Origin of the sequence: Nitrosospira sp. Nl5, from assembly GCF_900102495.1 — a bacterium.
Taxonomy (GTDB): Bacteria; Pseudomonadota; Gammaproteobacteria; order Burkholderiales; family Nitrosomonadaceae; genus Nitrosospira.
The window spans coordinates 24,642-47,914 of sequence record NZ_FMVQ01000013.1; the positions used below are offsets into that span (position 1 = coordinate 24,642).

21 protein-coding genes are annotated in these 23,273 nt (G+C 52.1%); 9 read left to right on the forward strand and 12 right to left on the reverse strand.

The genetic code is table 11. The features are described from left to right. Positions 1 to 49: 49 nt before the first annotated feature. Positions 50 to 2,836, reverse strand: a complete 2,787-nt coding sequence (glnE, locus tag BLP45_RS11750; RefSeq protein ID WP_090372677.1) for a bifunctional [glutamate--ammonia ligase]-adenylyl-L-tyrosine phosphorylase/[glutamate--ammonia-ligase] adenylyltransferase — start codon at positions 2,834 to 2,836, stop codon at positions 50 to 52. A gap of 347 nt (positions 2,837 to 3,183) precedes the next feature. Between glnE and BLP45_RS11755 the strand changes: the two genes are divergently transcribed. The 3 genes from BLP45_RS11755 to tldD all read left to right on the forward strand — a co-directional run bounded on the left by BLP45_RS11755 (position 3,184) and on the right by tldD (position 9,627). Then, entirely contained in the window at positions 3,184 to 7,014 is a 3,831-nt protein-coding gene (locus BLP45_RS11755) for a YhdP family protein (RefSeq protein ID WP_256327803.1), read from the forward strand. A gap of 252 nt (positions 7,015 to 7,266) precedes the next feature. Continuing rightward, positions 7,267 to 8,127 (forward strand): carbon-nitrogen hydrolase family protein, encoded by an 861-nt coding sequence (locus tag BLP45_RS11760; RefSeq protein WP_090372678.1) that lies wholly within the window; start codon positions 7,267 to 7,269, stop codon positions 8,125 to 8,127. A gap of 39 nt (positions 8,128 to 8,166) precedes the next feature. Next, positions 8,167 to 9,627, forward strand: coding sequence for a metalloprotease TldD (tldD, locus tag BLP45_RS11765; RefSeq protein WP_090372679.1), 1,461 nt, complete (start codon positions 8,167 to 8,169; stop codon positions 9,625 to 9,627). Between the two features lie 97 nt (positions 9,628 to 9,724). Here the strand turns inward: tldD and BLP45_RS11770 are convergent, their stop codons facing one another. The 4 genes from BLP45_RS11770 to BLP45_RS11785 all read right to left on the reverse strand — a co-directional run bounded on the left by BLP45_RS11770 (position 9,725) and on the right by BLP45_RS11785 (position 11,598). Further along, positions 9,725 to 10,147, reverse strand: coding sequence for an RDD family protein (locus BLP45_RS11770; RefSeq protein ID WP_090372680.1), 423 nt, complete (start codon positions 10,145 to 10,147; stop codon positions 9,725 to 9,727). A gap of 82 nt (positions 10,148 to 10,229) precedes the next feature. Continuing rightward, a complete protein-coding gene (locus BLP45_RS11775) occupies positions 10,230 to 10,529 on the reverse strand; it encodes a DUF3106 domain-containing protein (protein WP_256327804.1) in 300 nt (99 codons plus the stop codon). A 74-nt stretch (positions 10,530 to 10,603) separates the two neighbouring features. Next, positions 10,604 to 10,972 carry a DUF3619 family protein gene (locus BLP45_RS11780; RefSeq protein ID WP_090372682.1) on the reverse strand — a complete coding sequence of 123 codons (369 nt, stop codon included), beginning with the start codon at positions 10,970 to 10,972 and terminating at the stop codon, positions 10,604 to 10,606. Continuing rightward, positions 10,969 to 11,598, reverse strand: a complete 630-nt coding sequence (locus tag BLP45_RS11785; protein ID WP_256327805.1) for an RNA polymerase sigma factor — start codon at positions 11,596 to 11,598, stop codon at positions 10,969 to 10,971. The genes BLP45_RS11780 and BLP45_RS11785 overlap by 4 nt, the downstream gene beginning before the upstream one ends. A gap of 656 nt (positions 11,599 to 12,254) precedes the next feature. Between BLP45_RS11785 and BLP45_RS11790 the strand changes: the two genes are divergently transcribed. The 6 genes from BLP45_RS11790 to BLP45_RS11815 all read left to right on the forward strand — a co-directional run bounded on the left by BLP45_RS11790 (position 12,255) and on the right by BLP45_RS11815 (position 16,028). Then, positions 12,255 to 12,710 carry a TlpA family protein disulfide reductase gene (locus BLP45_RS11790; protein WP_256327806.1) on the forward strand — a complete coding sequence of 152 codons (456 nt, stop codon included), beginning with the start codon at positions 12,255 to 12,257 and terminating at the stop codon, positions 12,708 to 12,710. Positions 12,711 to 12,719: 9 nt separating this feature from the next. Beyond that, a complete protein-coding gene (locus tag BLP45_RS11795; RefSeq protein ID WP_090372684.1) occupies positions 12,720 to 13,373 on the forward strand; it encodes an energy transducer TonB in 654 nt (217 codons plus the stop codon). 4 nt (positions 13,374 to 13,377) lie between these two features. Next, complete coding sequence (locus BLP45_RS11800) at positions 13,378 to 14,118, forward strand: MotA/TolQ/ExbB proton channel family protein (protein WP_090372685.1); 741 nt, start codon at positions 13,378 to 13,380, stop codon at positions 14,116 to 14,118. Beyond that, positions 14,118 to 14,540, forward strand: a complete 423-nt coding sequence (locus tag BLP45_RS11805) for an ExbD/TolR family protein (RefSeq protein ID WP_090372686.1) — start codon at positions 14,118 to 14,120, stop codon at positions 14,538 to 14,540. The genes BLP45_RS11800 and BLP45_RS11805 overlap by 1 nt, the downstream gene beginning before the upstream one ends. A gap of 102 nt (positions 14,541 to 14,642) precedes the next feature. After that, a complete protein-coding gene (locus BLP45_RS11810) occupies positions 14,643 to 15,164 on the forward strand; it encodes a FecR domain-containing protein (protein WP_090372687.1) in 522 nt (173 codons plus the stop codon). Positions 15,165 to 15,326: 162 nt separating this feature from the next. Then, positions 15,327 to 16,028 (forward strand): type 1 glutamine amidotransferase, encoded by a 702-nt coding sequence (locus tag BLP45_RS11815; protein ID WP_090372688.1) that lies wholly within the window; start codon positions 15,327 to 15,329, stop codon positions 16,026 to 16,028. Positions 16,029 to 16,053: 25 nt separating this feature from the next. Here the strand turns inward: BLP45_RS11815 and BLP45_RS11820 are convergent, their stop codons facing one another. From BLP45_RS11820 to rpsT, 7 genes are all read right to left on the reverse strand, one after another. Continuing rightward, positions 16,054 to 16,539 (reverse strand): YajQ family cyclic di-GMP-binding protein, encoded by a 486-nt coding sequence (locus BLP45_RS11820; RefSeq protein WP_090372689.1) that lies wholly within the window; start codon positions 16,537 to 16,539, stop codon positions 16,054 to 16,056. A gap of 54 nt (positions 16,540 to 16,593) precedes the next feature. Beyond that, positions 16,594 to 17,826, reverse strand: a complete 1,233-nt coding sequence (locus tag BLP45_RS11825; RefSeq protein WP_090372690.1) for an argininosuccinate synthase — start codon at positions 17,824 to 17,826, stop codon at positions 16,594 to 16,596. Positions 17,827 to 17,974: 148 nt separating this feature from the next. Further along, positions 17,975 to 18,916, reverse strand: a complete 942-nt coding sequence (gene argF / locus BLP45_RS11830) for an ornithine carbamoyltransferase (protein ID WP_090372691.1) — start codon at positions 18,914 to 18,916, stop codon at positions 17,975 to 17,977. A gap of 185 nt (positions 18,917 to 19,101) precedes the next feature. Beyond that, positions 19,102 to 20,274 carry an aspartate aminotransferase family protein gene (locus BLP45_RS11835; protein WP_090372692.1) on the reverse strand — a complete coding sequence of 391 codons (1,173 nt, stop codon included), beginning with the start codon at positions 20,272 to 20,274 and terminating at the stop codon, positions 19,102 to 19,104. Between the two features lie 151 nt (positions 20,275 to 20,425). Next, complete coding sequence (locus BLP45_RS14645; protein WP_176754739.1) at positions 20,426 to 20,575, reverse strand: hypothetical protein; 150 nt, start codon at positions 20,573 to 20,575, stop codon at positions 20,426 to 20,428. Positions 20,576 to 20,600: 25 nt separating this feature from the next. After that, positions 20,601 to 22,580, reverse strand: a complete 1,980-nt coding sequence (locus tag BLP45_RS11840) for an aminotransferase class I/II-fold pyridoxal phosphate-dependent enzyme (RefSeq protein ID WP_090372693.1) — start codon at positions 22,578 to 22,580, stop codon at positions 20,601 to 20,603. 246 nt (positions 22,581 to 22,826) lie between these two features. Further along, positions 22,827 to 23,090, reverse strand: coding sequence for a 30S ribosomal protein S20 (rpsT, locus tag BLP45_RS11845; RefSeq protein ID WP_090372694.1), 264 nt, complete (start codon positions 23,088 to 23,090; stop codon positions 22,827 to 22,829). Positions 23,091 to 23,273: the final 183 nt, after the last annotated feature.

Below are 23,273 nucleotides of genomic sequence, written 5' to 3' on the forward strand. Positions count from 1 at the left end.
ATCATCAAAGCTGATAAGTGATAAAACAAAAGTCTATATGAGCATTTGGTCAGAAATCGACGGTGCCGAATACTTCTTCCCATAATCGCAATACCGCTGCAACTTCAACTCTCAAATAATCCGCCTCGACGCGTGCAAATTTCCGGGATTTGTTATCTATTGACGGCGTGCCCCCCAAACCCGAGTCTCCGCTTAACCTGAGCCGGTGTTGCACACGCCGGAATTCCCGATAGGCGTTAAGCGCCTTTTCCGCTGCCTCCACGTGAATAAGTCCAAGCTCCCCGGCAAGCTTCAGCAAAGCAATATTGCCGATATTGTTAGTCAATTCCAAATAGTCGCAAGCATGGCCCAGAATCAGGTATTGCACGATGAATTCAACGTCAATGATGCCGCCGCGGTCATGCTTGATGTCAAACAATCCGGATGAATTGGGATGAGCATCCAGCATTTTTTGCCGCATCTTCAAAACCTCGCGTTTCAGATTCGCCAAGTCACGCCGCTGGCGAAGAACTTCTTCGCGCGTACGCTCGAAAGCCTCTTTCAAATACATATCCCCCGCTACGAAACGCGCTCGGGTTAACGCCTGATGCTCCCACATCCAGGCCTGATTTTTCTGGTATTGATCGAAAGCGTCGATAGAACTTACCAGTAAACCGCTGGTACCGTTGGGACGCAAACGTAAATCGGTTTCATAGAGCAAACCTGCCGAGGTGTAGCTGGTAAGCCATGAGTTGATGCGCTGGCTCAGCCTGGCATATATTTCCGGCGCATCGGGATGAGCGTCGTCATAAAGGAAAATAATGTCGAGGTCGGACGCATACCCCAACTCCTTCCCGCCCAGCTTGCCATAGCCGACGATGGCAAAAACGGGCTCAGCCCGATGCTTCTTTCTCAACCCTGACCATGCAAGCCGTAACACCGTCGCAAGCACCAGGTCGGCCAGGTCTGTCAAGTGATCGCTCAAGGTTTCCAGCGGCAGCAAGCCTTCCACATCCTTGGCCAGCAATTGGAATACCTGGGCATGGTGAAAATGCCGCAGTACATCCATTTGTTGCTCGACATCATCACCCCCAGGCCCGCCCGCGTCGTTTAATTGCTGCGTTAACCTCACTTTGGAGCGGGACCAATCGGGCACGCTTTGAACGTCGGCGGGATTAAGCAGCTCGTCCAGCAAAATCGGGTGCTGGCTCAGATATTCGCTGGCCCACTGGCTTGCGCTGACAAGTTTGGCTACCCGCTCCACGGCTTGCGGATATTCCCGCAATAGCGCCAGATAGGCAGCACGTCGGCTGATGCTTTCGAGCAATTGCAGTAACCGCTCGAAGGTGATGTCGGCGGATGAAAATCTGGCGGCTGCCTCAATCAACGCGGGTACAAGCGCATCCACTTTTGTTTTACTGGACTCGGGCAGCTGGCGATAACGAACACTCGTCCGGAATTCCTGCAAGCGGCCGAGAGTTTTTTCCGGACGGGAAAACCCCATTGCCAGTAATTGTGCTGCGGCAGCGTCTGCTCCAGCTCCCGCCTCATCCTGGTCCTGCCATAGTCGGGCGATGATATCGAATGTTTGGGATTCCTGCGGAGCCGCAAATATTTGGCCAAATTGACGCGTTACATTGCCGCGATGGCTGTCAAGCTCCCGCAGAAAAGTGGCGCAATCGGGGAAACCCATGGCAGTAGCGATCAGCATCTGATCTGCGGGATTTTCTGGCAGCGTCTGGGTTTGCTGATCATCCAGATACTGCAAACGGTGTTCAAGATTGCGCAAAAAACAATAGGCATCCGAAAGTTCCGCAACTGCTTTATCGGATAATTGCCGCTTCTCCCGAAGACGTTGCAATACAGCAAGCGTGGAACGAATACGCAAATCGGGGTCAGCCCCCCCCCGTATCAGTTGAAATACCTGGGCAATGAATTCAATCTCGCGGATGCCGCCTGGTCCAAGCTTGATATTTTCGTGCATTTCGCGGCGGCTGACCTCCTGGCGAATTTGCGAGTGCAGGCCGCGCATTGATTCATAGGCGCCGAAGTCCAGATATTTCCTGAATATAAACGGTTGCGCTATTTGCTCCATAAACGCCGAACCTTCCGCGAACGGCCCGGCAATTACCCGACTTTTGATCCAGGCATAGCGCTCCCATTCACGTCCCTGGGTCACAAAGTACTCCTCGAGCATGGCGAAACTCATTGCCAGCGGACCACTTTCGCCATAGGGGCGCAGCCGCATATCCACCCTGAAAACATAGCCATCGGGCGTGAGATCATTGAGGCTGGCGATCAGCCGCCGTCCCAGACGAGCAAAAAAATCATGATTGGAAATAGACCTGTGCCCGCTGGTTTCACCCTCTTCGGGATAAATGAAAATCAAGTCCACATCCGACGACACATTAAGTTCACCACCGCCCAGCTTGCCCATCGCGATTACCAGCATTTCCTGGATTGTCCCGTTCCCGGCACTTTGGGGCTGGCCATAACCGTCGGGGGCAGTTAGCCAGGCACAATGGCGTTCGAGTGCAAAACCGATAGTAGTTTCCGCCAGCTCGGTCATGCTTGCCATGACTTCGTCAAGATTGGCCAGTCCGCCTAGATCACGCGTTGCGACGCGCAACATTACCCGCTTACGCAAGCCCCGCAACACAACTTTCAGGCCTGTCTCATCGTTTGCAGCCTCGGAGTTTGCATTCAGAAAAGCCTGCATTTCATCTTGAAAAAAAGCGTGCAACAAGTTTTGCTTGAGCTCCATCAGCAATTCGGGCTCGCTCTCAAGCAAGCGCCGTACATAGCGGCTGAATGGCAGGACAGCGTCGACTATTTCAGCAGGGCGATCGTCATGCATGATTGAGAATTCAGAGTTACAATAAATCGCGGAAGAATTGATATTCCAACGGCATGGAGCATCATTTACTGTGAAATGGAACAAAGAGAGGCTTGGCAATATCTAATTCTTTTGGCACTGTACCTTATTATCTGGATAGGCGCTGATGCTTTCCTGGGTGTAGTGAGTCAGAGATTTCGGTGCATAATTAACGTCAGACAAGGCGCGAGGAGGCACATAGTTATTCCTATGCAACGACGAGCAACGTAGTATGGCGGCAATCCAGTCATTTCTAAGTAGCGATATCTCTGATTCACTACACCAAGATAAAGAAGACATCATCCCGAGTATAAAACCGGAATTATTTATTGAACTTATCGGAAATTTTACCTCTTGCAGGACGAAACTGCGTTCTGTGCCGGCTGTTGACGTGGGTCCTGCTTGTCGTCGCGCTATGTTTTTCCATCCTGCTGTTGTCATTACGCTACTGGCTGCTACCTGACGTTGAGCAGTACCGTGAAAATATCGCTTCCGCCATCAGCCGCACTTCGGGGCAACACGTAACCATCGGCGAAGTCAGGGCGGAGTGGGATGGGTTTCGTCCCCATATGATGCTGCGTACGATAAAGATCCACGATAAAGAGGACAACCTCACATTGCTGCTGGATCGATTAGAGGGCACGCTTTCGTGGCTTTCCTTGGTACACGGCGAATTGCGCTTTCGCGACATCGAGATCGAACAACCCGACCTGATCGTGCGTCGTGACAGCTCCGGCGTGATTCATGTAGCCGGCTTTGCGCTCAATGGAGAGCTGACTGGAAGTGGAAACGGCTTTTTTGATTGGCTGTTGAGTCAACGGCAAGTTATCATCAATAACGCCAGCATCCTCTGGCAGGATGATCAGCGCCGCGCGCCAGAACTCGAATTACTCGTGGATCTGCGGCTTGAGAATCGCGGGAATCGCCATCGCTTCGGCATTCGCGCCACGCCTCCCGTCGAGCTTGCCGCACAACTGGACATGCGTGGAGATTTTATCGGCGAGTCGCTGGATAGCCTCGAACAATGGCGAGGACAACTGTTCGCGCAAATCGATCAGGCCGACCTTGCCGCCTGGGGAGCCTGGCTGCCCTTCTCGCAGCAAATACAGCTCCATCGGGGCAGTGGAGCGCTTCGTGTATGGGTCGGCATGAATGGAGCGGACATAACGAAATTAACGGCGGATATGCGCTTGCATAATGTCAAGACACAGCTTGCGCGAGATTTACCGGAATTGAGCCTCCACCGTCTACAAGGAAGAGTGGGATGGCAAAAAATACATGATGGAACCAAGGCGGGTATCGAAATGTTCGCCCATAACCTTGATGCTTCTGTTCCTGGCAAACGAAAATTACAACCGGTAAATTTTTTTCTCAGGATGATGCCCGCTCAGGGAAAATCCAGTAGCGGAAAATTGAATGTCAGTAAGCTAAATCTGGAAATCCTTGGGCATCTCGCGCCCTATCTGCCAATTAGCATGGCGTTACGCGAGCAATTTAATCAGACGTCGCCCCGGGGGGAAATTCATCATATGCGGGCAAAGTGGGACGGTGAATGGCCAACGCCCACCTACTTCAGCGCGAAAGGGGGGTTTACCGACCTGAGCATGAAAAAGAACAAAAGCCTGCCGGCATTCAGTGGCATGACCGGAAATATCGATGTTAACGAGCGTGGCGGGACGCTGAATCTCAATTCTCAGCAGGTCAGGTTGGAATTGCCTGACTTTTTCAATGGACCGTTGGCGCTGGATGCGTTTACCGGCCAGGCAAGCTGGAATTTTTTACCCGGGAGCTCCATCGCCTTTAAATTCAACAATGTCTCGTTCTCTAATGCCCATACTTCCGGGTTAGTTCACGGGAGTTATCGTTTCGTGCCTGACGGGCCGGGAGTGATCGATCTGGTCGGTCAACTGACGCGTGGAGATACCCGCTATTTGGGGCATTACATACCAACCAAGGCAAACCATTACTTTCACGATTTGTTTGATAAATCGAATATTGAGGGAGAATTAGTGGATGCGCGGTTGCATCTTAAGGGTAATCTGGCCGAATTCCCTTTCGACAGCACTGACACCGGCATTTTTCGATTCCACGCAAAAGCCTCTAGGATAGCATTGGATATCCCAGGATGGCCACGAATAGAGGATATCTCAGGACATCTGCAATTTCATGACGGCCTGATGAAATTTGACGCTTCGCAGGCAACTATTTCCGGCACGAGATTGAGTAAGGCGAAGGTGCGCATTGCAGATATGACTGCATTCGATGCAATGCTGGAGAGTGAAGGTGAAATAAGCGGACCCACTGGGGAATTCCTGAGGTTTGCAGCGAAATATACAGGCGATACCCTTATCAGCAACATTGTCGAAGATATCCGCATCACCGGTACCGGAAAACTGCTCTTCACGCTGGATATTCCCCTCCACCATACGGGCGATAGCAAACTGGCTGGAAGCTATCAGTTTATCGATAATCAGGTTAATCCAGGCCCGCGCATACCCAATTTGGATAAAATCAACGGCATGCTTATCTTTACCGGTTCCGGGATGAGGATAGAGAATGTAACCGCCCAGTTCCTGGGCGGGCCGGTGATCATCAACTCCGCGCCTACACCGGACGGAAGTACACGCCTATCTGCGACCGGCAAGGCCAACCTCGATAACCTGCACGAAGCCGGCCGGAGGGTTTCGGGTACGAAGGTGTGGGAGCGCCATTTGCAAGGCAGCACCGATTGGAGAGCAGCAATCCATATACACGACAAACTGGTGGATGTATCTGTTGAATCATCATTGCAGGGCCTCGCCTCAGATTTACCTGCGCCTTTTTCCAAGGCTGCTACTGATATCGCGCCACTACGTTTTGAAAGAAAAGCCACAGGCTTGGATAAGGATGTCCTGAATTTGAACTATGCCGGATTGGTAACGGCAAGAATCAACCGTTCGCGGGATGATGCGGGTAATTATCATGCGGAGCGTGGCATCGTCAATTTCGGCATGACAACCGGTATAGCGGGTATATTGCCCGATAAACCGGGGATATCGGTAAACGGCACACTGCCCCTGCTTGATCTGGATCAATGGCGCGGCTTACTTCAGCAGTTCGATGACAAGCCGGGACCTTCGCTGAACCTGACAGACATCGACCTTCACATAGGGACCCTCGACTTGCTGGGCAGACGTCTCAACGATATCGCGTTTAATGCGAGCAAGGATGAAGGATTATGGCACTCCACGGTGACAAGCAGGGAAATCAAGGGTGGTGTCAGCTGGAAACTGGATGGCAATGGCAAAGTCGTGGCACGATTGAGGACGTTGGTCATGCCTGCCGCGTCTCCAGCCAACCCAGGTTTTGTAATGCAAACACGGCAGGAAGAAAAGAACCTGCCTGCGCTCGATGTAATCGCGGATAGCTTTACCGTCGGGGAGAAACAATTAGGCAGACTTGAGCTGATAGCCAGTCCACAGGAACAGAGTTGGCTAGTGGAAAAACTGCATATCACCAATTCTGACAGTTCCCTGATTGCGAACGGAATATGGCAAAGTCGCGCTACGCCACCTCGCATACAGGCCTCTATTAAACTGGAGGCCAGCGACATTGGCGAGTTTCTGACGCATCTCGGTTATCCTGATCGCGTGAAGCGTGGAAGCGGCGAGCTTGAAGGCGTATTGAGCTGGTATGGCAGTCTACGATCGGTAGACTATCCGACGCTGTCCGGCAGCTTTAAGATGAAAGCCAGGCGAGGGCAGTTTCCCAAGTTTGAGCCCGGGATCGGCAGACTATTCGGGATGTTCGACTTGCGAGCACTGCCAAGACGGATAACATTGGATTTTCGGGACGTATTCAGCGAGGGTTTTGGTTTCGACGACATTTCCGGCGATGTGAAAGTCGTCCATGGTGTGGCGATCACCGATGATTTCAGGATCCAGGGGCCCGCAGCCAGGATAGTCATGAAAGGGGAATTGAATCTGGAAGCGGAAACCCAAAAGCTGCATGTCACAGTGACTCCTTCACTTGGATTGGCCACTCCAGTGGTGGGCATTGTCAGCAAGGCGTTGCAAAATCCTTCCCGCTCCAATGAATACAATGTTACCGGCACCTGGGCGGATCCAAGTATTATCAGAATACCCCGCCACACGCAGGAATCCAGGGAGCATGAACAGTAGTCTAAGGGTTTATAAAACCATTCTTTTGGGTTACCCTGTTTCTGCCGATCAGTCAAACTTTACAGACAAACTTTATACTTGCTGTTGCTGGATTGTCCAGCCAATCCGGTATGCCGTGGTAGCGATGAATCCCGGATCACCTGCGATAACAGAGAGTCTTTTGCCAGCACGTCGACGCGTATCTGAGATTGCCATATTAATGTACGATTGGACTTTTACTGTTTCTGTCCGTAAAAATTAAGGCGTTAAATAATGCTTGATAATTTAACCACACGCACTGTGCCGGCAACTGGAAAAACGGCCGGTTCCATTCGTATCGCCGCGATTCAGATGGCTGCGGGACCCAATGTGTCCGGCAACTTGGAAGAGGCGGCGCGGCTGCTTGACATGGCAGCTTCCCAGGGGGCAAAGCTGGCGGCGCTGCCCGAGTACTTTTGCATCATGGGAATGAAAGATGCCGATAAGGTAGCGGCACGCGAGCAGGATAACTGTGGGCCGATACAGGAATTCTTGAGCAAAACCGCAAAACGCCTCGGTATCTGGCTGGTAGGCGGATCTGTTCCACTGGTATCGTCCAGGCCCGACAAGGTGCGAAACAGTTGCCTGGTTTATAACGATATGGGCGATCAGGTTGCGCGTTACGACAAAATACACCTATTCGGCCTGGAGCTTGGCAACGAGCGATATGCCGAAGAAAAAACCATTGAAGCGGGCTGTGGGGTGGTTGTCCTGGAATCACCATTTGGCCGCATCGGTCTTTCCATTTGCTATGACCTGCGCTTTCCCGAGCTTTATCGCTCAATGGGGAAGGTGGATATCATCTTTGCCCCGGCCGCTTTTACCGCGACTACCGGGAGGGCGCATTGGGAAACGTTGATCCGCGCCCGCGCCATCGAAAATCTCGCATACGTCGTTGCGCCGGCCCAGGGGGGGTATCATGTCAATGGGCGGGAAACGCACGGCGACAGCATGATCGTTGATCCGTGGGGGGTGGTGCTCGATCGCCTCCCACGCGGATCGGGAGTCGTGATTGCGAATATAAACCCAGAATATCAGGCTAGCTTGCGCAATAGCTTGCCCGCACTGAATCATCGCACGTTGTATCACTGTTGAGCCTCTCTTCGAATACTTTTTCTTGACCTGGATATCACCATGATTACAGAATCTGTCACCCAACCCAACGATCTCTTCGCTACCGCCAATCGTTGCCTGCTAGCGCCCCATGAGATAGATACGGCCGGCTTACAGCAAGTGTTTGGGCAAATGCTTGCGCATCATGTTGAATATGCCGATCTGTATTTTCAGTATAACCGTGCCGAGGGCTGGGCTCTGGAAGAAGGCATCGTTAAATCCGGTAGCTTTAATATCGACCAGGGAGTGGGCGTACGCGCGGTAAGCGGCGACAAAACCGCGTTCGCCTATTCTGACGACATCAGCATGCCCGCTCTTGCTTCCGCAGCGCAGGCCACCCGTGCCATTGCGCGCCAAGGAGTGACGCAATCGGTGCAGGCGGTCAGGCGCAGCAAAGGACGTGAACTTTACCTGCCCCAGGATCCCATTGCGAGCCTTAAAGATGCGGATAAAGTGGCGTTGCTGGAAAGACTTGAGGGATATGCCCGTGCCATTGATAAACGTGTTATTCAGGTCATGGCATCTCTCGCCGGAGAATACGAGGTGGTGCTGGTGGCCCGTAGTGATGGCCTCGTGGCAGCGGATGTGCGGCCTCTGGTACGGCTCTCATTGCAAGTCATTGCCGAGGAAAACGGCAACCGCGAACAAGGTGTGGCGGGTGGAGGCGGACGCTTCGATTACGCTTATTTCACTGACGACGTGCTGCGCGATTATGCGGCAAAAGCAGTGCATCAAGCCCTCGTCAATCTCGCCGCAAAACCTGCCCCGGCAGGAACCATGACAGTGGTGCTTGGTGCCGGCTGGCCGGGAATATTATTACATGAGGCCATCGGCCACGGGCTGGAAGGGGATTTCAACCGCAAGGGCAGCTCGGCATTCTCCGGGCGCATTGGCGAACGTGTTGCCGCGACAGGCATAACCGTGGTGGACGACGGCACAATCGCTCGACGGCGTGGGTCGCTGAATATAGATGACGAGGGGAATCCCACCCAATGCACGGTACTAATCGAAAACGGCATACTCAAAGGCTATTTGCAGGACAGCCTGAATGCACGGCTGATGAATGTACCCGTCACAGGCAACGGCCGACGTGAGTCGTTTGCTCACATTCCCATGCCACGGATGACGAATACTTATATGCTGAACGGCGACAAAAGCCCTGACGAGATCATCGCCTCCGTGAAACATGGTCTGTATGCGGTAAATTTCGGCGGCGGCCAAGTCGACATCACCAGTGGAAAATTCGTCTTTTCCGCGGCGGAAGCCTACATGATCGAAGATGGAAAAATTTCTTACCCTGTAAAAGGCGCGACTTTGATCGGCAACGGTCCGGACGTGCTGACCCGGGTATCAATGATAGGCAACGACATGACTCTCGATCCTGGAGTCGGTACATGCGGGAAGGAAGGTCAGAGCGTACCGGTAGGAGTAGGTCAGCCGACGCTCCGTATAGATGGGCTGACGGTAGGTGGAACTGCTTAAACCCAGCCTGGCATTTTGTACAAGATACCTGCCGGCGCAATCGCAGGGTGCGGATAAAGACTCTTGCGTTTCCGAGGTTTTCCTCATCATCTTGGATTCATCCCTTGTCCGCTAATTTCACGATGCGTGTGCCCGCCAGCCTGTCATGCAGAAATTGGCGGTCACGGTCGAATAACGCCCAGATCACGCCACAACCAAAACAAAAAATGCCGATCACTGCAAACAGGTAGCGCGCAACTGCCTGTTTTAGAGTAAGTCGATTCCCATCAGCACTGATCACGCGGAACTTCCAGGTCTGCATTGGCAGCGTTTGTCCGCCGTGGGTCCAGAACCAGGTAAAGTAGGTCCCTGCTACCAGCAGCAGATATAGCTGGAAAGCCGGCCTGAAAAAAAGAGAGCTGGTGTCGCGGAATATAAGATGGAAGACGAAGCTGGCGATAAATAACACCGCAACCAGGAGCAGCGACTCATAAATCATGCTCACCAGCCGCCGCCAGAATCCGGGTGCGGAGATTTTCATTTTTTGACAGGAACACGCGCTGTCGTTACGTCAGATGTTTTGACGAAACGCGAACAACATGACAAGGTAAACCGGTAGAGCGCTATCTTTGGCCTCTCTGGCTTTCGGGAATCTGCTCATATTCGCGCCATTTCTGCTTGATTTCATGACGCTTGTCCGGTGGTAGCTTTTTTATCGCCTTATACTTCTCGCGCACCAGTTCGCGCTGCTCAGGAGTAAGCGAATACCAATCGCGCATTTGCAATTGCGTGCGTTGCTGCTCCGAAGGCGTCATTCCCGGATAGCGTTTAGCAATGCCCAGCCATTTCTTTTTTTTAACCGGATCCATCTTGTCCCATTCTTGCGCCAGTGGAGCCAGGACCTCCCTTTGCTGAGGTTTCAATTCCTCCCAGGAAGGCTTGCTGGATTCAGACAGGGAATGGGTGGGAAATGAAAAACATAGCCAAAATACTATTGCTAGGAGGGATCTAGCCATGCATCGAACTCGTTGTCGAGGTAAGCGTTGATTGGCAGGTCATCGACAAGCAGCATGATATCAATTTCCTCATTTTCGTCGCTCAGGTGAAGAGCCTGCCAATAGACGATGCTTGCAAGAACGAACAGCAAAGTTATCAGAGATAGCAGTTTTCCCGTTTTTTGGTACCACTCGTGCCCGCTCCGGGCAGAAGCACCGCGACCGACGGTTACTATTCCTTTGGCCATATAATAATTTTCGAGCGAAGCCCCACGGACTGATTGCAGCTGATTCAGTGTGCTCTGCTTCATATCATCCACGCCACGATCCAGCAGTTGCGCAACTTTCCTTCCTATTTCCGACTCATTCATAGCTTAATTCCTTCTTTTTTCAGTATGATAGCAAGGGAATGCGTTGCACGCGAGCAATGAGTTTTCACGCTTCCTTCGGAACACCCCATTATTGTCGCGGTCTCCGTGACATCCATTTCCTCCCAGTAACGCAACAGAAAGGCCTCCCGTTGACGCGGGGGAAGGGTTTCAATTGCTTTCTCAATTAGACCAACCAGTTGTGTCTGCTCCAATTGTTTATGAGGATCATCAAAATTCGACTTTGCCCTTATCTGCAAAGTTTCCAGCAGGTCGTAGTCTTCATTTTCCTTCTCCCGATGATTGGGCGTGAAAGATGAAAACAATGTCGTCCATAAGGAACGCGTTTTCTGCCGCCGGTAAAAATCCCGTATGGTATTTTGCAGGATACGCTGGAATAGGAGGGGCAATTCTCCTGGTGGCTTGGCGGCATACTTCTCGATAAGCTTCGTCATCGACTCCTGAACGATATCCATCGCCACATGCTCGTCGCGTACCGCGAACAACGCTTGTTTATAGGCACGCCGTTCGGCTTCAGCCAGAAAAGTAGAAAATTCCTGTTGGGTAGCCAGGGCAATTTGCCTACGGAGATTATGAGTAAATGAGCCAGGCGGCAGTAGATTACGCATGGCGCAGGCAATGTTAGCAAACTTTTTACGATTTGCCCGAGCAGTTGCTGGAAAAGGACGCGTAACAAGCCATTAAGAGGCTGAAATACTTGCAAGGATTGAAGATAGTAAGGCCTGACAACTCAGCTTCGGTTGGTGCATGGTCTTATCAGTCTCGATAAGTCAAGGTCGGCTGACCGGGGAAGTAGCAGTATTATCGGCTTTGTTCCGCCATTGCAGTCATTGCCAAAGGGAAACGAAATGAGCTTTGTGGTGTTACAGGCGCTTCGGAGTAAATATTATTTGCGAACCAAGCGCAGGAATTTCAGTCATAAGTTTCCCTATCTCGGCAGGCTCATTTCTATCCTGCGACAATTTGTCGCATTGTGGTATCGGCTTCTCGCGCCTACCATGCTCTCTCACCAGCTTAATAGAGAGCGCCTAAGGGGAATACAACAAGAAATAGCTGAAATGCGCTTATGTGCTATGTGTGAATGTACGAATTAAGTGGTAAAATTTCGACGTTGAACTGCGACTGATTCTTAATTAGATTTACATTCCTTATGTTCAATACTTCCAAACCCTTGGCAGGCGGGTGCGAGACTGTCCGTGACATGTTTCACTACCGCCGTCATCCGGCCCTCTGCGGTTTACTCCTCGTATTGATGCTAACTGTCATGAGCGCCCCCAGAGCCGCTGAAGATGTTCATCCGTTCAAGCTGGGAAGTCTATCGCAAGTTCTCGGAGCCCGGGAAGGACAGCCTTTCGTTCTCGTCTTGTGGTCCCTTGACTGCCAATATTGCCCCACGGAATTGAAAATGCTGAGCGAACTCAAACGTAATCATCCCAAGCTGGATGTCGTTCTGATCGCCACCGATACAGTAAATGATACGCCACAACTTATTTCCCGGGCAGAGAGCTATGGAATGAGCAAGGTTGAGCAATGGGTCTTTGCGGAGGATATGCCGGAACGATTGCGTTTCGAAATTGATCGTCGCTGGTATGGCGAAGTGCCGCGTACGTATTTCTATGACCCAAAGCATCAGCGTGAGGCCAAGACTGGCCTGGTCAGCAAGAAATTTGTTGAAGACTGGCTGGCCCGCAATAGCGTGCCTGACGTGGGGCGGCATTAAGTGCATGGAATGAAGCGCAATTCTGTCTCTTTGCCCGGCCTGATGTTTGTTCTTGGGATTCATGGCGCACTACTTTATTTCCTGTTTAAGCAGGAATTGATTCCACCGCCTGAACAATTAGCGACACTACTTGTCAATTTTATCCCCTCACCCAAGCCAAAAGAAGAGGCCAAGCCTGAGCCGCCCCCGCCGGCACCCAAGCCCCAACCGGTAAAAAAACCGCAGTCGCGCCAATTAGTGGCGGAAGCACCGGTGATATCCAAAAGCGAACCAGTCGCCCCACCGCCGCCGCCGCTGCCGCAACCGGAGGCAGAACCGGAACCAAAACCAGCGCCGATAGCGGAAGCGCCACCGCAGATGTCGCCAGGCCCAGTTACGCTTTCTGCAGAGCTATCTGTCGCGTGCCCTGAATTGAACGCTCCTGCTTACCCGGCCCTTTCGCGACGGCTGGGAGAAGAAGGCAAGCTGGTGCTACGAGTAGAGCTGGATGAGAGCGGCCGTGTTAAGGTCGCACAGGTGGTTGACAGCAGCGGATTTAAACGTCTCGACGAAGCCGCAATGGTTGCGGTAAAAACCTGGCGTTGCAATCCACCTCAGCGTAATGGCCAGCCGGTTCGAGCCATTGCGCTGCAACCCTTCAACTTTGTATTGCAAGGAGATTGATTTAATGGAAAAAGGACTCGGATTCTCAAATTTTCTCGCCCAGATCGACGGCGTTGGTATCTGCGTGCTGGCGCTGCTGCTGGGACTTTCGGTAGCGAGCTGGTACCTTATACTTACCAAGGGTATTTCCAACTATCTGGCGGGCCGCCGCGCGGAAGTTTTTCTGAAACGTTTCTGGAGCGCCAATTCTCTGCAAGAGGTCAACTCGACGCTAAAAGAAGGCACAAGCGATAACGCGTTTGCACACCTTGCACAACTTGCGACGGATGCCGCGGTTGATTCGGAAAAACACGGCTTGCAGAAACTTGCCGCTGCAGGCGGAGCCAGCGAGTTCATCACGCGCGTATTGCGCAATGGCATCGACCAGGAGGCGACCCGGGTTGAGAACGGTCTCACGGTGATAGCCTCGGCCGGCTCAGCTGCGCCTTACATTGGCTTATTCGGCACAGTGTGGGGCATCTACCACGCGCTGGTACAAATCGGTCTCTCCGGTCAGGGCACCTTGGATAAAGTCGCTGGGCCGGTGGGTGAAGCGCTCATCATGACGGCATTGGGGCTGGCCGTAGCAATACCGGCGGTGTTGGCCTACAACACTTTTGTGCGGCGCAATCGCATATGGCTGGGGCGGCTTGATGCCTTCGCGCATGACCTGTTTGTATTGATCGCCGTTGGCGCCAAAACCAATAGTTCTGCGGGTGACGAGCGCCAACTTCGGGTAGTGGCCCCTAACGAAAGGAGGTCGTGATGGCGTTTGGCAGCATGAACAGTGGCAGCAGTCGCCAGACCCCTATGACGGAGATAAATGTTGTGCCGCTCGTGGACGTCATGCTGGTACTGCTGGTAATCTTTATCATTACCGCACCGTTGCTCACGCATTCGGTTAAAGTTGACTTGCCCAAGGCATCAAGCAGTCCGAATATCACCAAGCCGGAACATATTGAATTTGGTCTTCGCGACGATGCCAGCCTCTACTGGAACGGTGAGCCGGTTACCCTGGAGCAATTGGCGCCGCGCTTCGCCGCCACAGTAAAACAAGATCCCAATGTGGAGCTGCATATTCGTGCCGACAGACTTGTTCATTACGAGCATGTAGCGCGGGTGATGTCAATTGCCGCCAAAGCCGGGCTCATCCGCATAGGATTCGTTACCGATCCCTCACAACAATAGTTGTGTACCGAACATGGTTAAAATCAAGACCTCGATCGCCAGGCGTCCGGAAAGCTGCATACTGTCCGGCAAACACAGTATGGTCCGTGCCGCTACAGCTATATGTCCGCCATAGCGCGCCCCCGCAGTTGGCGGCGCATCGTGCTGCACTGTATCATTGCGTCCACGGGGCTGGGTCTAGGTCTCGTATCATGGTATATTGCCACACCCACCGCAACCCGGATTCACGAAACCGTACCGGGACAACGCCTGACGATCACGGCTACGCCAGATATCGACATCAGTCTGGATGCGGACAGTATGGTCACCATCACCAACACTCTGCCTCCCCGGATCGAATTGTTGCGAGGCAACGCTTATTTCGACGTGAAAGGCAACGAGTCCGGCAAGCTGCAGATAAAGGTGGGTACGGCGTACATCAGGGATATCGGTACTCGCTTTAGTGTCAGCATGCACACGAATGGCGGTACTGTTGCCGTTGCGAGCGGACAGGTCGAAATCCAGGTAGAGGCGGGAAAGTACTTGGTAGGCGCGCATGAAAGGGCGGATTTCAGCAACACGAATGTCATCGGACAGAGAGTTATCGCTGAAGCGGACGTCGCCCCTTGGCGGCTCGGTCGATAGCAATTTGCAGCTACGTTGCCGTGAGAAAACCCGATAGCTGCGACGCTCGCAACCATTCGTGACCATATTCAGCCGTCACCTGTCACCCCAATCCCGCAGACTGGAACAGGATCGGGTGTTTTGCGCTGCTAATCAACCCGCATAAACCAGGACCTCATTCCCATGAAACCCGTCGCAATCTTCAGGCATTTTCCTACCGAAGGTCCGGGTTATCTCGCCACATTCCTTGATTTTCATTCCATTCCATGGCGACTCGTCAAGGTCGATGCCAGTGAGGCGCTTCCTTCCAGCGCCGACCATTTCAGTGGGCTGGTATTCATGGGCGGACCTATGAGCGTTAATGATAACCTGCCATGGATTGAACCGGCACTTGCGTTAATTCGGCAAGCGATAGCTAACGATATTCCAGTGCTGGGTCACTGCCTTGGCGGACAATTAATGGCAAAGGCACTTGGCGGCGTGGTGAGAAAAAGCCCAATCAAGGAAATCGGCTGGGGCGAAGTCAGCGTCGCAGTTAACGCTGTCGCCTGCGAGTGGTTTGGCGAATTATCAGTTTTTGAGGCATTTCACTGGCACGGCGAAACCTTCAGTGTGCCAAGGCACGCCACCCGCTTGCTTTCCAGTCCCTACTGCGAAAATCAGGCGTTCGCGCTGGATAGGCACTTGGCCCTCCAGTGCCATGTGGAAATGACTGAAAAAATGGTTAAAACCTGGTGCAAAATAGGCGTTGAGGAAATCACTGGGAGCGCTGAACCAGCGGTGCAATCCATAGAGGCAATGCAAACGGATTTGGCAAAACGGGTGCCGGCGTTAAATCAGGTTGCTGGCCGTTTGTATGCGAAATGGATTTCCGGTCTGGGGTGACGAAATTGTGCTGGAAGTATATGCGTTAATCGCGGAAATTCTGGAATTGCAGTGGAAATTCGGTAATAGACTCCTTTACCAGCTGTATCGCTTCTTGCAGCGTATCACGCTTCGCGCCTGAAATACGTACGGCCTCACCCTGAATGCTGCCTTGCACTTTGAGTTTGCTGTCCTTGATCAGCCTGATGATTTTTTTCGCCAACTCGCTTTCCACTCCGGTCTTGACCGTGACTTGCTGTTTGACCTTATTGCCGCTGATTTTCTCTGCTTCTCCCTTGTCCAGGCAGCGCACATCGACGCTACGCTTGGCGAGTTTGGCCATCAGAATATCCAGAACCTGGCCCAGTTTGAATTCATCATCAGCATAAATGGTAAGTGTATAGTCTGCCTGTTCCACCCGCGCATCCGACCCCTTGAAATCGAAGCGGGTGCCGACCTCCTTGTTTACCTGATCGATCGCGTTTCTGACCTCCTGCTTATCAACTTCAGAAACAATATCGAATGATGGCATGACAATCCCCTGTTAAATGCCTAACCACGACCGACGAACTGATTCGTGATCCGATCATTTTCTATTTTTCAAATTTGCCGCAATGCGCATCCGTAGCGCATTGAGCTTGATGAATCCGACCGCATCAGCCTGGTTGTACGCACCCTTGTCTTCCTCGAAGGTGGCGATGTGGGGGTCAAACAGCGAATCCGCTACGGAACTCCGTCCGACCACAATCACATTGCCTTTATAAAGCTTGACCCTTACCGATCCGTTTACATGGCTTTGGGATGCATCAATCATGGTTTGCATCATTCTGCGCTCGGGGCTCCACCAGTACCCATTGTAAATCAGCGTGGCATAGCGCGGCATCAACTCATCTTTCAGGTGCGCCACTTCCCGGTCAAGAGTGATGGATTCAATGGCTCGATGAGAACGTAGCATAATGGTGCCGCCAGGAGTTTCGTAACAACCGCGGGATTTCATGCCCACATAGCGGTTCTCGACCAGATCCAGCCGCCCGATCCCATGCTTGCCCCCCAGCTGATTAAGTTTGGCAAGTATATCGGCGGGTGAAAGTTTTTTACCATTTAAGGCGATGATGTCACCGCGGCTGAATTCCAGATCGAGGTATTCCGCCTCGTCGGGTGCTTTTTCCGGCGACACGCTCCAACGCCACATGGACTCTTCCGGCTCCTGCGCGGGATCTTCGAGGGTACGGCCCTCGTAGGAAATATGCAGCAGGTTGGCATCCATGCTGTAAGGAGAACCGCCCTTTTTCTTCATTTCCACCGGGATTCCATGCTGTTCCGCATATTTCAGCAGCTTTTCCCGGGACGTAAGATCCCATTCACGCCATGGCGCGATCACCCGAATATCGGGCTGGAGCGCATAGTAGCCGAGTTCGAAGCGCACCTGGTCGTTGCCTTTGCCTGTTGCTCCGTGCGAGACCGAGTCCGCTCCGGTTTCTCGCGCGATTTCAATTTGTCGCTTGGCAATCAACGGACGGGCAATACTGGTACCGAGCAGGTATTCGCCTTCATAAACGGTATTGGCGCGAAACATGGGAAAAACGAAATCACGCACAAATTCTTCGCGCAGATCTTCGACGAAAATTTCTTTCACCCCAAGTTGTTTAGCCTTGGCGCGTGCGGGCTCTACCTCCTCCCCCTGGCCAATGTCCGCGGTGAAAGTGACGATTTCGCACTGGTAAGTATCCTGCAGCCATTTCAAGATCACCGAGGTATCCAGCCCGCCAGAGAAGGCTAAAACGACTTTGTTAACTTTGGATGCACCAGCTTTGTTCATTTTTCTCCTGCTTGACGTATTGAATCTAAATCCAGTAGTCGACCGCTCATTTATTAGATCAGTATTATGATTAATAACAATATTTCGTATTATTTGACGCTCAACCTTCCCGGTGAGGCCGCAACTAACTACCGGATTTAGGCTGAACTTAAAATTTTGAATTATCAGGGGCGCCTTTTAATCTCCCCAGCAACAAATACTCCATGAGCGCTTTTTGCGTATGCAGCCGGTTCTCAGCTTCCTCCCATACGACTGATTGCGGGCCGTCAATGACTTCCGCCGCCACTTCTTCACCACGATGAGCAGGAAGACAGTGCATGAACAGCGTATCCTTCTTGGCGCAGGACATCATTTCAACATCGACGCGAAAGTTGGCAAAGTCTTTTTTTCGCTCCTCCGTTTCCGCCTCAAAACCCATACTGGTCCAAACATCGGTGGTAACGAGGTCGGCATCTTTGACAGCATCATGCGGGTCGGCAAATTCCTCGTAATGGCCGGTGCCATAAAGACCGGCCCGTTCCGGCTCGACTTCGTAACCGGCTGGAGTCGAGACGTGCACGTTGAAGTCGAATACTTCCGCCGCCTGGAGCCAGGTGTTACAGACGTTGTTGGAATCTCCTATCCATGCCACCGTCTTGCCCGAGATACTTCCATTTTGCTCAATGAAAGTAAAAATATCCCCCATGATTTGACAGGGGTGGTACTCGTCAGTCAGTCCATTGATCACCGGCACTCGCGAATGCGCGGCGAAACGCTTGATGATGTCATGCTCATAGGTTCGGATCATGACGATATCCACCATGCGTGAAATGACACGCGCCGCATCTTCTACCGGCTCGCCTCGCCCCAGCTGGGTATCCCGGGTGGAAAGATAGATTGCTGCGCCGCCTAGCTGATGCATGCCCGCCTCAAAGGACAACCGTGTGCGAGTCGAGTGCTTGTCGAAAATCATCGCCATGGTACGGTCTTCCAATGGCCAATAGCGGCGGTATTGTTTGAATTCGTGCTTGATCCAGCGTGTGCGTTCGAACAGGTATTCGAATTCCTCCCGGGAAAAATCGTTGAATTGTAAAAAATGATTAATCTGCATAATTATTCTTGAATCATGAGTTGCGCACCTGCAGCCCGTCGGATTTGAAGAAGCGGGAAGGCGTAAAATTGGATACCTTGCCGCGTTGCACCCGATTTCCTTTAAGTAAGTCCGCTAGACTGGCAGAGCTTGAAAACGTGAAACTGAAGATTCCATGTTTCACTTTTTCCACTTAACAATCCTCGTCAAACCATCAAGAATTCCTTCACTATCGCAGACAAGATATTTACCACTTGTTCCGCCTCGTTTCGCTGCATCACCAGCGGCGGCAACAGGCGCACCACGTTATCGGAAGTCACATTGATCAGCAGTCCCCGTTTCAATGCTTCTTTCACAAGGTCGCCGCAGGGTTTGGAAAGTTCGATGCCAATCATCAATCCTTGGCCGCGAATTTGCCTGACATCAGGCAGGCCGGCCAACTGCGCTTTAAACATGCTGCGCATGAAATCGCCCAGTTCCATCGAATTTCTCAGCAAATCATCTTCTTCGATTACCTCCAGCGTGGTAAGCGCGGCAGTACATGCCAGCGGGTTGCCGCCGAAAGTGGAGGCGTGATTACCGGGCTTGAATACGTCCGCCGCCATTCCTTTGGCAAGGCAAGCGCCGATGGCCACACCTGAACCCAAGCCTTTCGCCAGCGTTATCACGTCAGGAACGATGCCGCTATGTTGAAAGGCGAACCATTTGCCGCTACGGCCGATCCCGCACTGCACCTCATCCAGCATCAGCAGCCAGCCATTCTGATCACATAAATGGCGTAGACCCTGTAAATAACTCGCTTGGGGCACATTAACGCCACCTTCACCCTGATAAGGTTCCACCAATATGGCGACAACATTCTTATTGTGTATCCCGACTTGCGCCACCGCTTCCAGATCATTGTACGGAACCCGCGCAAAACCGGTGAGCAGTGGCTCGAAACCGGCCTGCACCTTGCGGTTACCGCTCGCGGTCAGGGTCGCCATGGTGCGTCCGTGAAAGGATTTTTCCATCACGATAATAGTGGGAAGATCGATATTCCGGCCATGACCATACAGCCGTGCCAGCTTGATCGCGGCTTCGTTGGCCTCCGCGCCCGAATTGCAGAAAAATGCGTTATCCATGCCCGACAGTACGGCCAGCTTGCCGGCCAGCTGTTCCTGTCTACCAATATGATAAAGATTAGAGGTATGGATAAGCGTCCCCGCCTGCTTGCAAATTGCCTTCACAAGCTTTGGATGACAATGCCCCAGACCGCATACCGCAACGCCGGCTAGCGCATCGAGATAACGTTTACCCGCTTCATCCCATAACCACACGCCTTCCCCATTGGCAAAAGTAACGGGAAGCTGCATGTAGGTATTCATTAAATTCGACATAAGAGCGTCTCTAGATCCAGGTTTGCAAACATCGTTTCGCGTATAGCCCGCTTTACGTCGTTTCGTCGTGATACTGCTTTACCAGAAATTCTATCGCTTGCGTATCAAGGCATGCTGAATGAAGAATTTTCGAAGTATCCATAGCCGGCAGTCAATTGCCAAATAAGCTGAGCTGGCAACCTGCCGGAACATCAATTTCAAAAAGGGGCATATATAAATAGTCATATCTGCGCCAAATCTTTTTTCCAGGGCCACAATGCACCACGGCGGCATATGCCGCCGTGGTGCATTGTTTGCTCATTGTTGCTGCTCATCCGTATCTTTACCTATTTGACCAGCTTTTTCAAGCCTTTTTCCTCAAGGGTGGTGAGCAGCCGCAGACACGGCAGATAGCCATCGTAAACGATTCCGTGCAGTTCAACACGCTTCTGCGAGCGCAGCATGCTAATCAGATAATGCATGACCTCGAGCGTGATAGTTTGTCCCGGCACCAGTACCGGAATACCGGGCGGATATGGAGTAATTTGATCCGCGCATACTCGGCCGTCCAGGCCGGTGTTGACTCTCTCCTGCTCATCCAGCAGCGGCATCAGTTCACCTCCACAGTAGAACGCGTCGCGCGGCAGATACTTCAGATCAGTAAAACCTGGAATCTCCGGAATCTGGTAAAGCCGGCGAGGCGCCCGGCCCTCGCGCGCAATGCGCATCAGTGCGTCATAGAGCCGCGAAACTTTGCTGCGGGTAGTGCCGATGGTGAGCAGTAGAGTAAGGGTATTGAAAGTGGATTTCTCCACTTGAATATTATATCGCTCGAATAATTCACGAATTAACTCCTCAACGGTAAAGCCACAGCGGGATATATCCACTGTCACCTTGGTGGAATCGAGCTGGATATCGTCATGTTTTACTTCTTCAGGTAATAGATCAGCAAGTTCCAGCACTCGGAACACCCCGGTGGAATTAATTTGCATGCGTACCTCCTTCGCCAGCTCCAGCGTGCGCGAAAGCAGTTTGTACCCTTCCAGTGTCGCCTGCTTGCGCGCCACGTCGAGGCTTGCGATCATGCTGTACTGCGGACTGGTGGAAGTATGCATGTTGAAATTTTCACGAAACAGATGGGCATTAAAGTCAGGATCGTTGACGTGAATCATGCTGGACTGAGAAAAAGCCGATAGCACTTTATGCGTGCTCTGCGTAGCGTAATCCGCGCCCGCTTCCATCGCAGTGGGACGGAAAGCCGGATGAAAGCGGGCAAAGCCATACCAGGCTTCGTCGATGATAACCTTAATGCCTTTAGCATGCGCCGCCTCAATGATGGGAGGCAAGTCATAACGCAGACCATCGTAAGTACAACTTGTGAGTATGAGCGCCTGTGCATCCGGATGGCTTTCAATGGCATTGAACAGGGTCTGTTTGGGTACAGGTCCGTAAACGCTGAATTTCTTATTGACGGAGGAGTCGAGATAAATCGGATAGGCGCCGGATAGAACAACACCATGATGCACGGATTTATGGCAGTTTCGATCCAGCAGCAGCTTTTCGCCGGGAGCGAGCAGCGTCTGAAATATCACCTTATTCGCAGTGGAGGTGCCGTTAGTTGCAAAAAAAGTGCGTCGTGCGCCGAATGCCTTGGCTGCAATCTTCTGCGATTCGGCGATGACTCCGGAGGGTTCCATCAATGAGTCGAGCATCGGTACCGACACCGATAGATCGGCGCGAAAAATATGCTCCCCGATGAATTGGTAAAAATCACTCGCCCATGGGCTGTCGCGAAGCGAATCGCCGGATGAATGGCCAGGCGTATGCCATGCATCTTTCGCCATTAGTACATAATTTTTGAGCTGGTCATAAAATGGGGTGCGTGCTTTTTCCTGAAGCTGGGCATTGAGAATGCGATACATACCTCGATAATCCCGCTCTTCACGATAAAAATAGCCGTCCACCGTTTCCGAAAAGAGCGCATCTACCACTTCATCCACTTTTTCCTGCGCGATCAGGATATAAATATCCAGTTCAGGGCGGAAACGGGTGATTTCCTGCACCAGCCTTAGCGCTGTCATCTGCAAGTTGCGCGCGCCCTTTTCGCCGTTTTTCAGGGTGTAGAGCGTATCGTCCACCACGACCGACTGAATATCGCCATCCTGTTCGATTGCCTGCAGCGCTTCGCGCGCGGTGGTAACGCCTGTAAAACTGATACCCAAGGGATTCTCAAGGGATTTTGCCGCGGCATTCAATCCCTTGATAAGTTCCTTCAGTACCAGCTTCTCGTCGTTAATGACAAGAATTCGGCTAATTGGTCTCTTCATGAACACTTACTTCTGATTATCTGAAATCACTTTATGCGCCAAAATAACATTGATTACAAGCGCAGGCTCCCGGAACAATAGCATCGACATGGTCCATGAGCATGGAAACGGACACAAAAACCGCGGCGACATTCGTCGCAGGCGGGCAATTAGCCAGAAAATATCAGGAATTAATCAGAAAACGTCAGGCAAAATCAAGAAAATAAAAAACCCGGGGAGGCCGGGTTTTTTTATACGATTCGCTGATCAGGCCATCGCCTTGATGGCGGCCGATAGGCGGCTCTTGTGGCGGCTAGCTTTATTCTTGTGGATGATTCCCTTGTCCGCAATCGAATCTATCGTGCCAATGGATGCCTTGAACGCCGCTTGTGCGACGGTTTTGTCGGCGGTTTCAACAGCCTTCCTCACGTGCTTGATCGCGGTGCGCAATTGGGAGCGCTGACTGGTGTTATGCTCACGTTGCTTGACGTTTTGTCTCGCACGCTTTCTCGCTTGTGCACTATTGGCCATAAAAATTCCTCAATTGACTACTACTGAAAATCTTCGAATGTTACGGATATTTTTGCCATATTGCAAGGGGAAACAGGAGCTGAGAAGCTGATTCCCCGAGTTCAGTTGACCTGTAGTCAAGCCACGTGCGGCAGGAACCAGGGTATCTCGCCGGATTTTCTTCTGCCGACATAAATCAACTGG

Bases quoted from the DNA above. Each gene is read 5' to 3' on its own strand.
- tldD (WP_090372679.1), top strand. From the start codon at position 8,167: ATGATTACAGAATCTGTCACCCAACCCAACGATCTCTTCGCTACCGCC.
- BLP45_RS11785 (WP_256327805.1), bottom strand. From the start codon at position 11,598: ATGCGTAATCTACTGCCGCCTGGCTCATTTACTCATAATCTCCGTAGG.
- BLP45_RS11805 (WP_090372686.1), top strand. From the start codon at position 14,118: ATGGCGTTTGGCAGCATGAACAGTGGCAGCAGTCGCCAGACCCCTATG.
- BLP45_RS11835 (WP_090372692.1), bottom strand. From the start codon at position 20,274: ATGTCGAATTTAATGAATACCTACATGCAGCTTCCCGTTACTTTTGCC.
- BLP45_RS11810 (WP_090372687.1), top strand. From the start codon at position 14,643: ATGTCCGCCATAGCGCGCCCCCGCAGTTGGCGGCGCATCGTGCTGCAC.
- BLP45_RS11760 (WP_090372678.1), top strand. From the start codon at position 7,267: ATGCTTGATAATTTAACCACACGCACTGTGCCGGCAACTGGAAAAACG.
- BLP45_RS11800 (WP_090372685.1), top strand. From the start codon at position 13,378: ATGGAAAAAGGACTCGGATTCTCAAATTTTCTCGCCCAGATCGACGGC.
- BLP45_RS14645 (WP_176754739.1), bottom strand. From the start codon at position 20,575: ATGAGCAAACAATGCACCACGGCGGCATATGCCGCCGTGGTGCATTGT.
- BLP45_RS11780 (WP_090372682.1), bottom strand. From the start codon at position 10,972: ATGAATGAGTCGGAAATAGGAAGGAAAGTTGCGCAACTGCTGGATCGT.
- BLP45_RS11825 (WP_090372690.1), bottom strand. From the start codon at position 17,826: ATGAACAAAGCTGGTGCATCCAAAGTTAACAAAGTCGTTTTAGCCTTC.
- BLP45_RS11790 (WP_256327806.1), top strand. From the start codon at position 12,255: ATGAGCGCCCCCAGAGCCGCTGAAGATGTTCATCCGTTCAAGCTGGGA.
- BLP45_RS11840 (WP_090372693.1), bottom strand. From the start codon at position 22,580: ATGAAGAGACCAATTAGCCGAATTCTTGTCATTAACGACGAGAAGCTG.
- BLP45_RS11820 (WP_090372689.1), bottom strand. From the start codon at position 16,539: ATGCCATCATTCGATATTGTTTCTGAAGTTGATAAGCAGGAGGTCAGA.
- glnE (WP_090372677.1), bottom strand. From the start codon at position 2,836: ATGCATGACGATCGCCCTGCTGAAATAGTCGACGCTGTCCTGCCATTC.
- BLP45_RS11770 (WP_090372680.1), bottom strand. From the start codon at position 10,147: ATGAAAATCTCCGCACCCGGATTCTGGCGGCGGCTGGTGAGCATGATT.
- BLP45_RS11815 (WP_090372688.1), top strand. From the start codon at position 15,327: ATGAAACCCGTCGCAATCTTCAGGCATTTTCCTACCGAAGGTCCGGGT.
- rpsT (WP_090372694.1), bottom strand. From the start codon at position 23,090: ATGGCCAATAGTGCACAAGCGAGAAAGCGTGCGAGACAAAACGTCAAG.
- argF (WP_090372691.1), bottom strand. From the start codon at position 18,916: ATGCAGATTAATCATTTTTTACAATTCAACGATTTTTCCCGGGAGGAA.
- BLP45_RS11795 (WP_090372684.1), top strand. From the start codon at position 12,720: ATGAAGCGCAATTCTGTCTCTTTGCCCGGCCTGATGTTTGTTCTTGGG.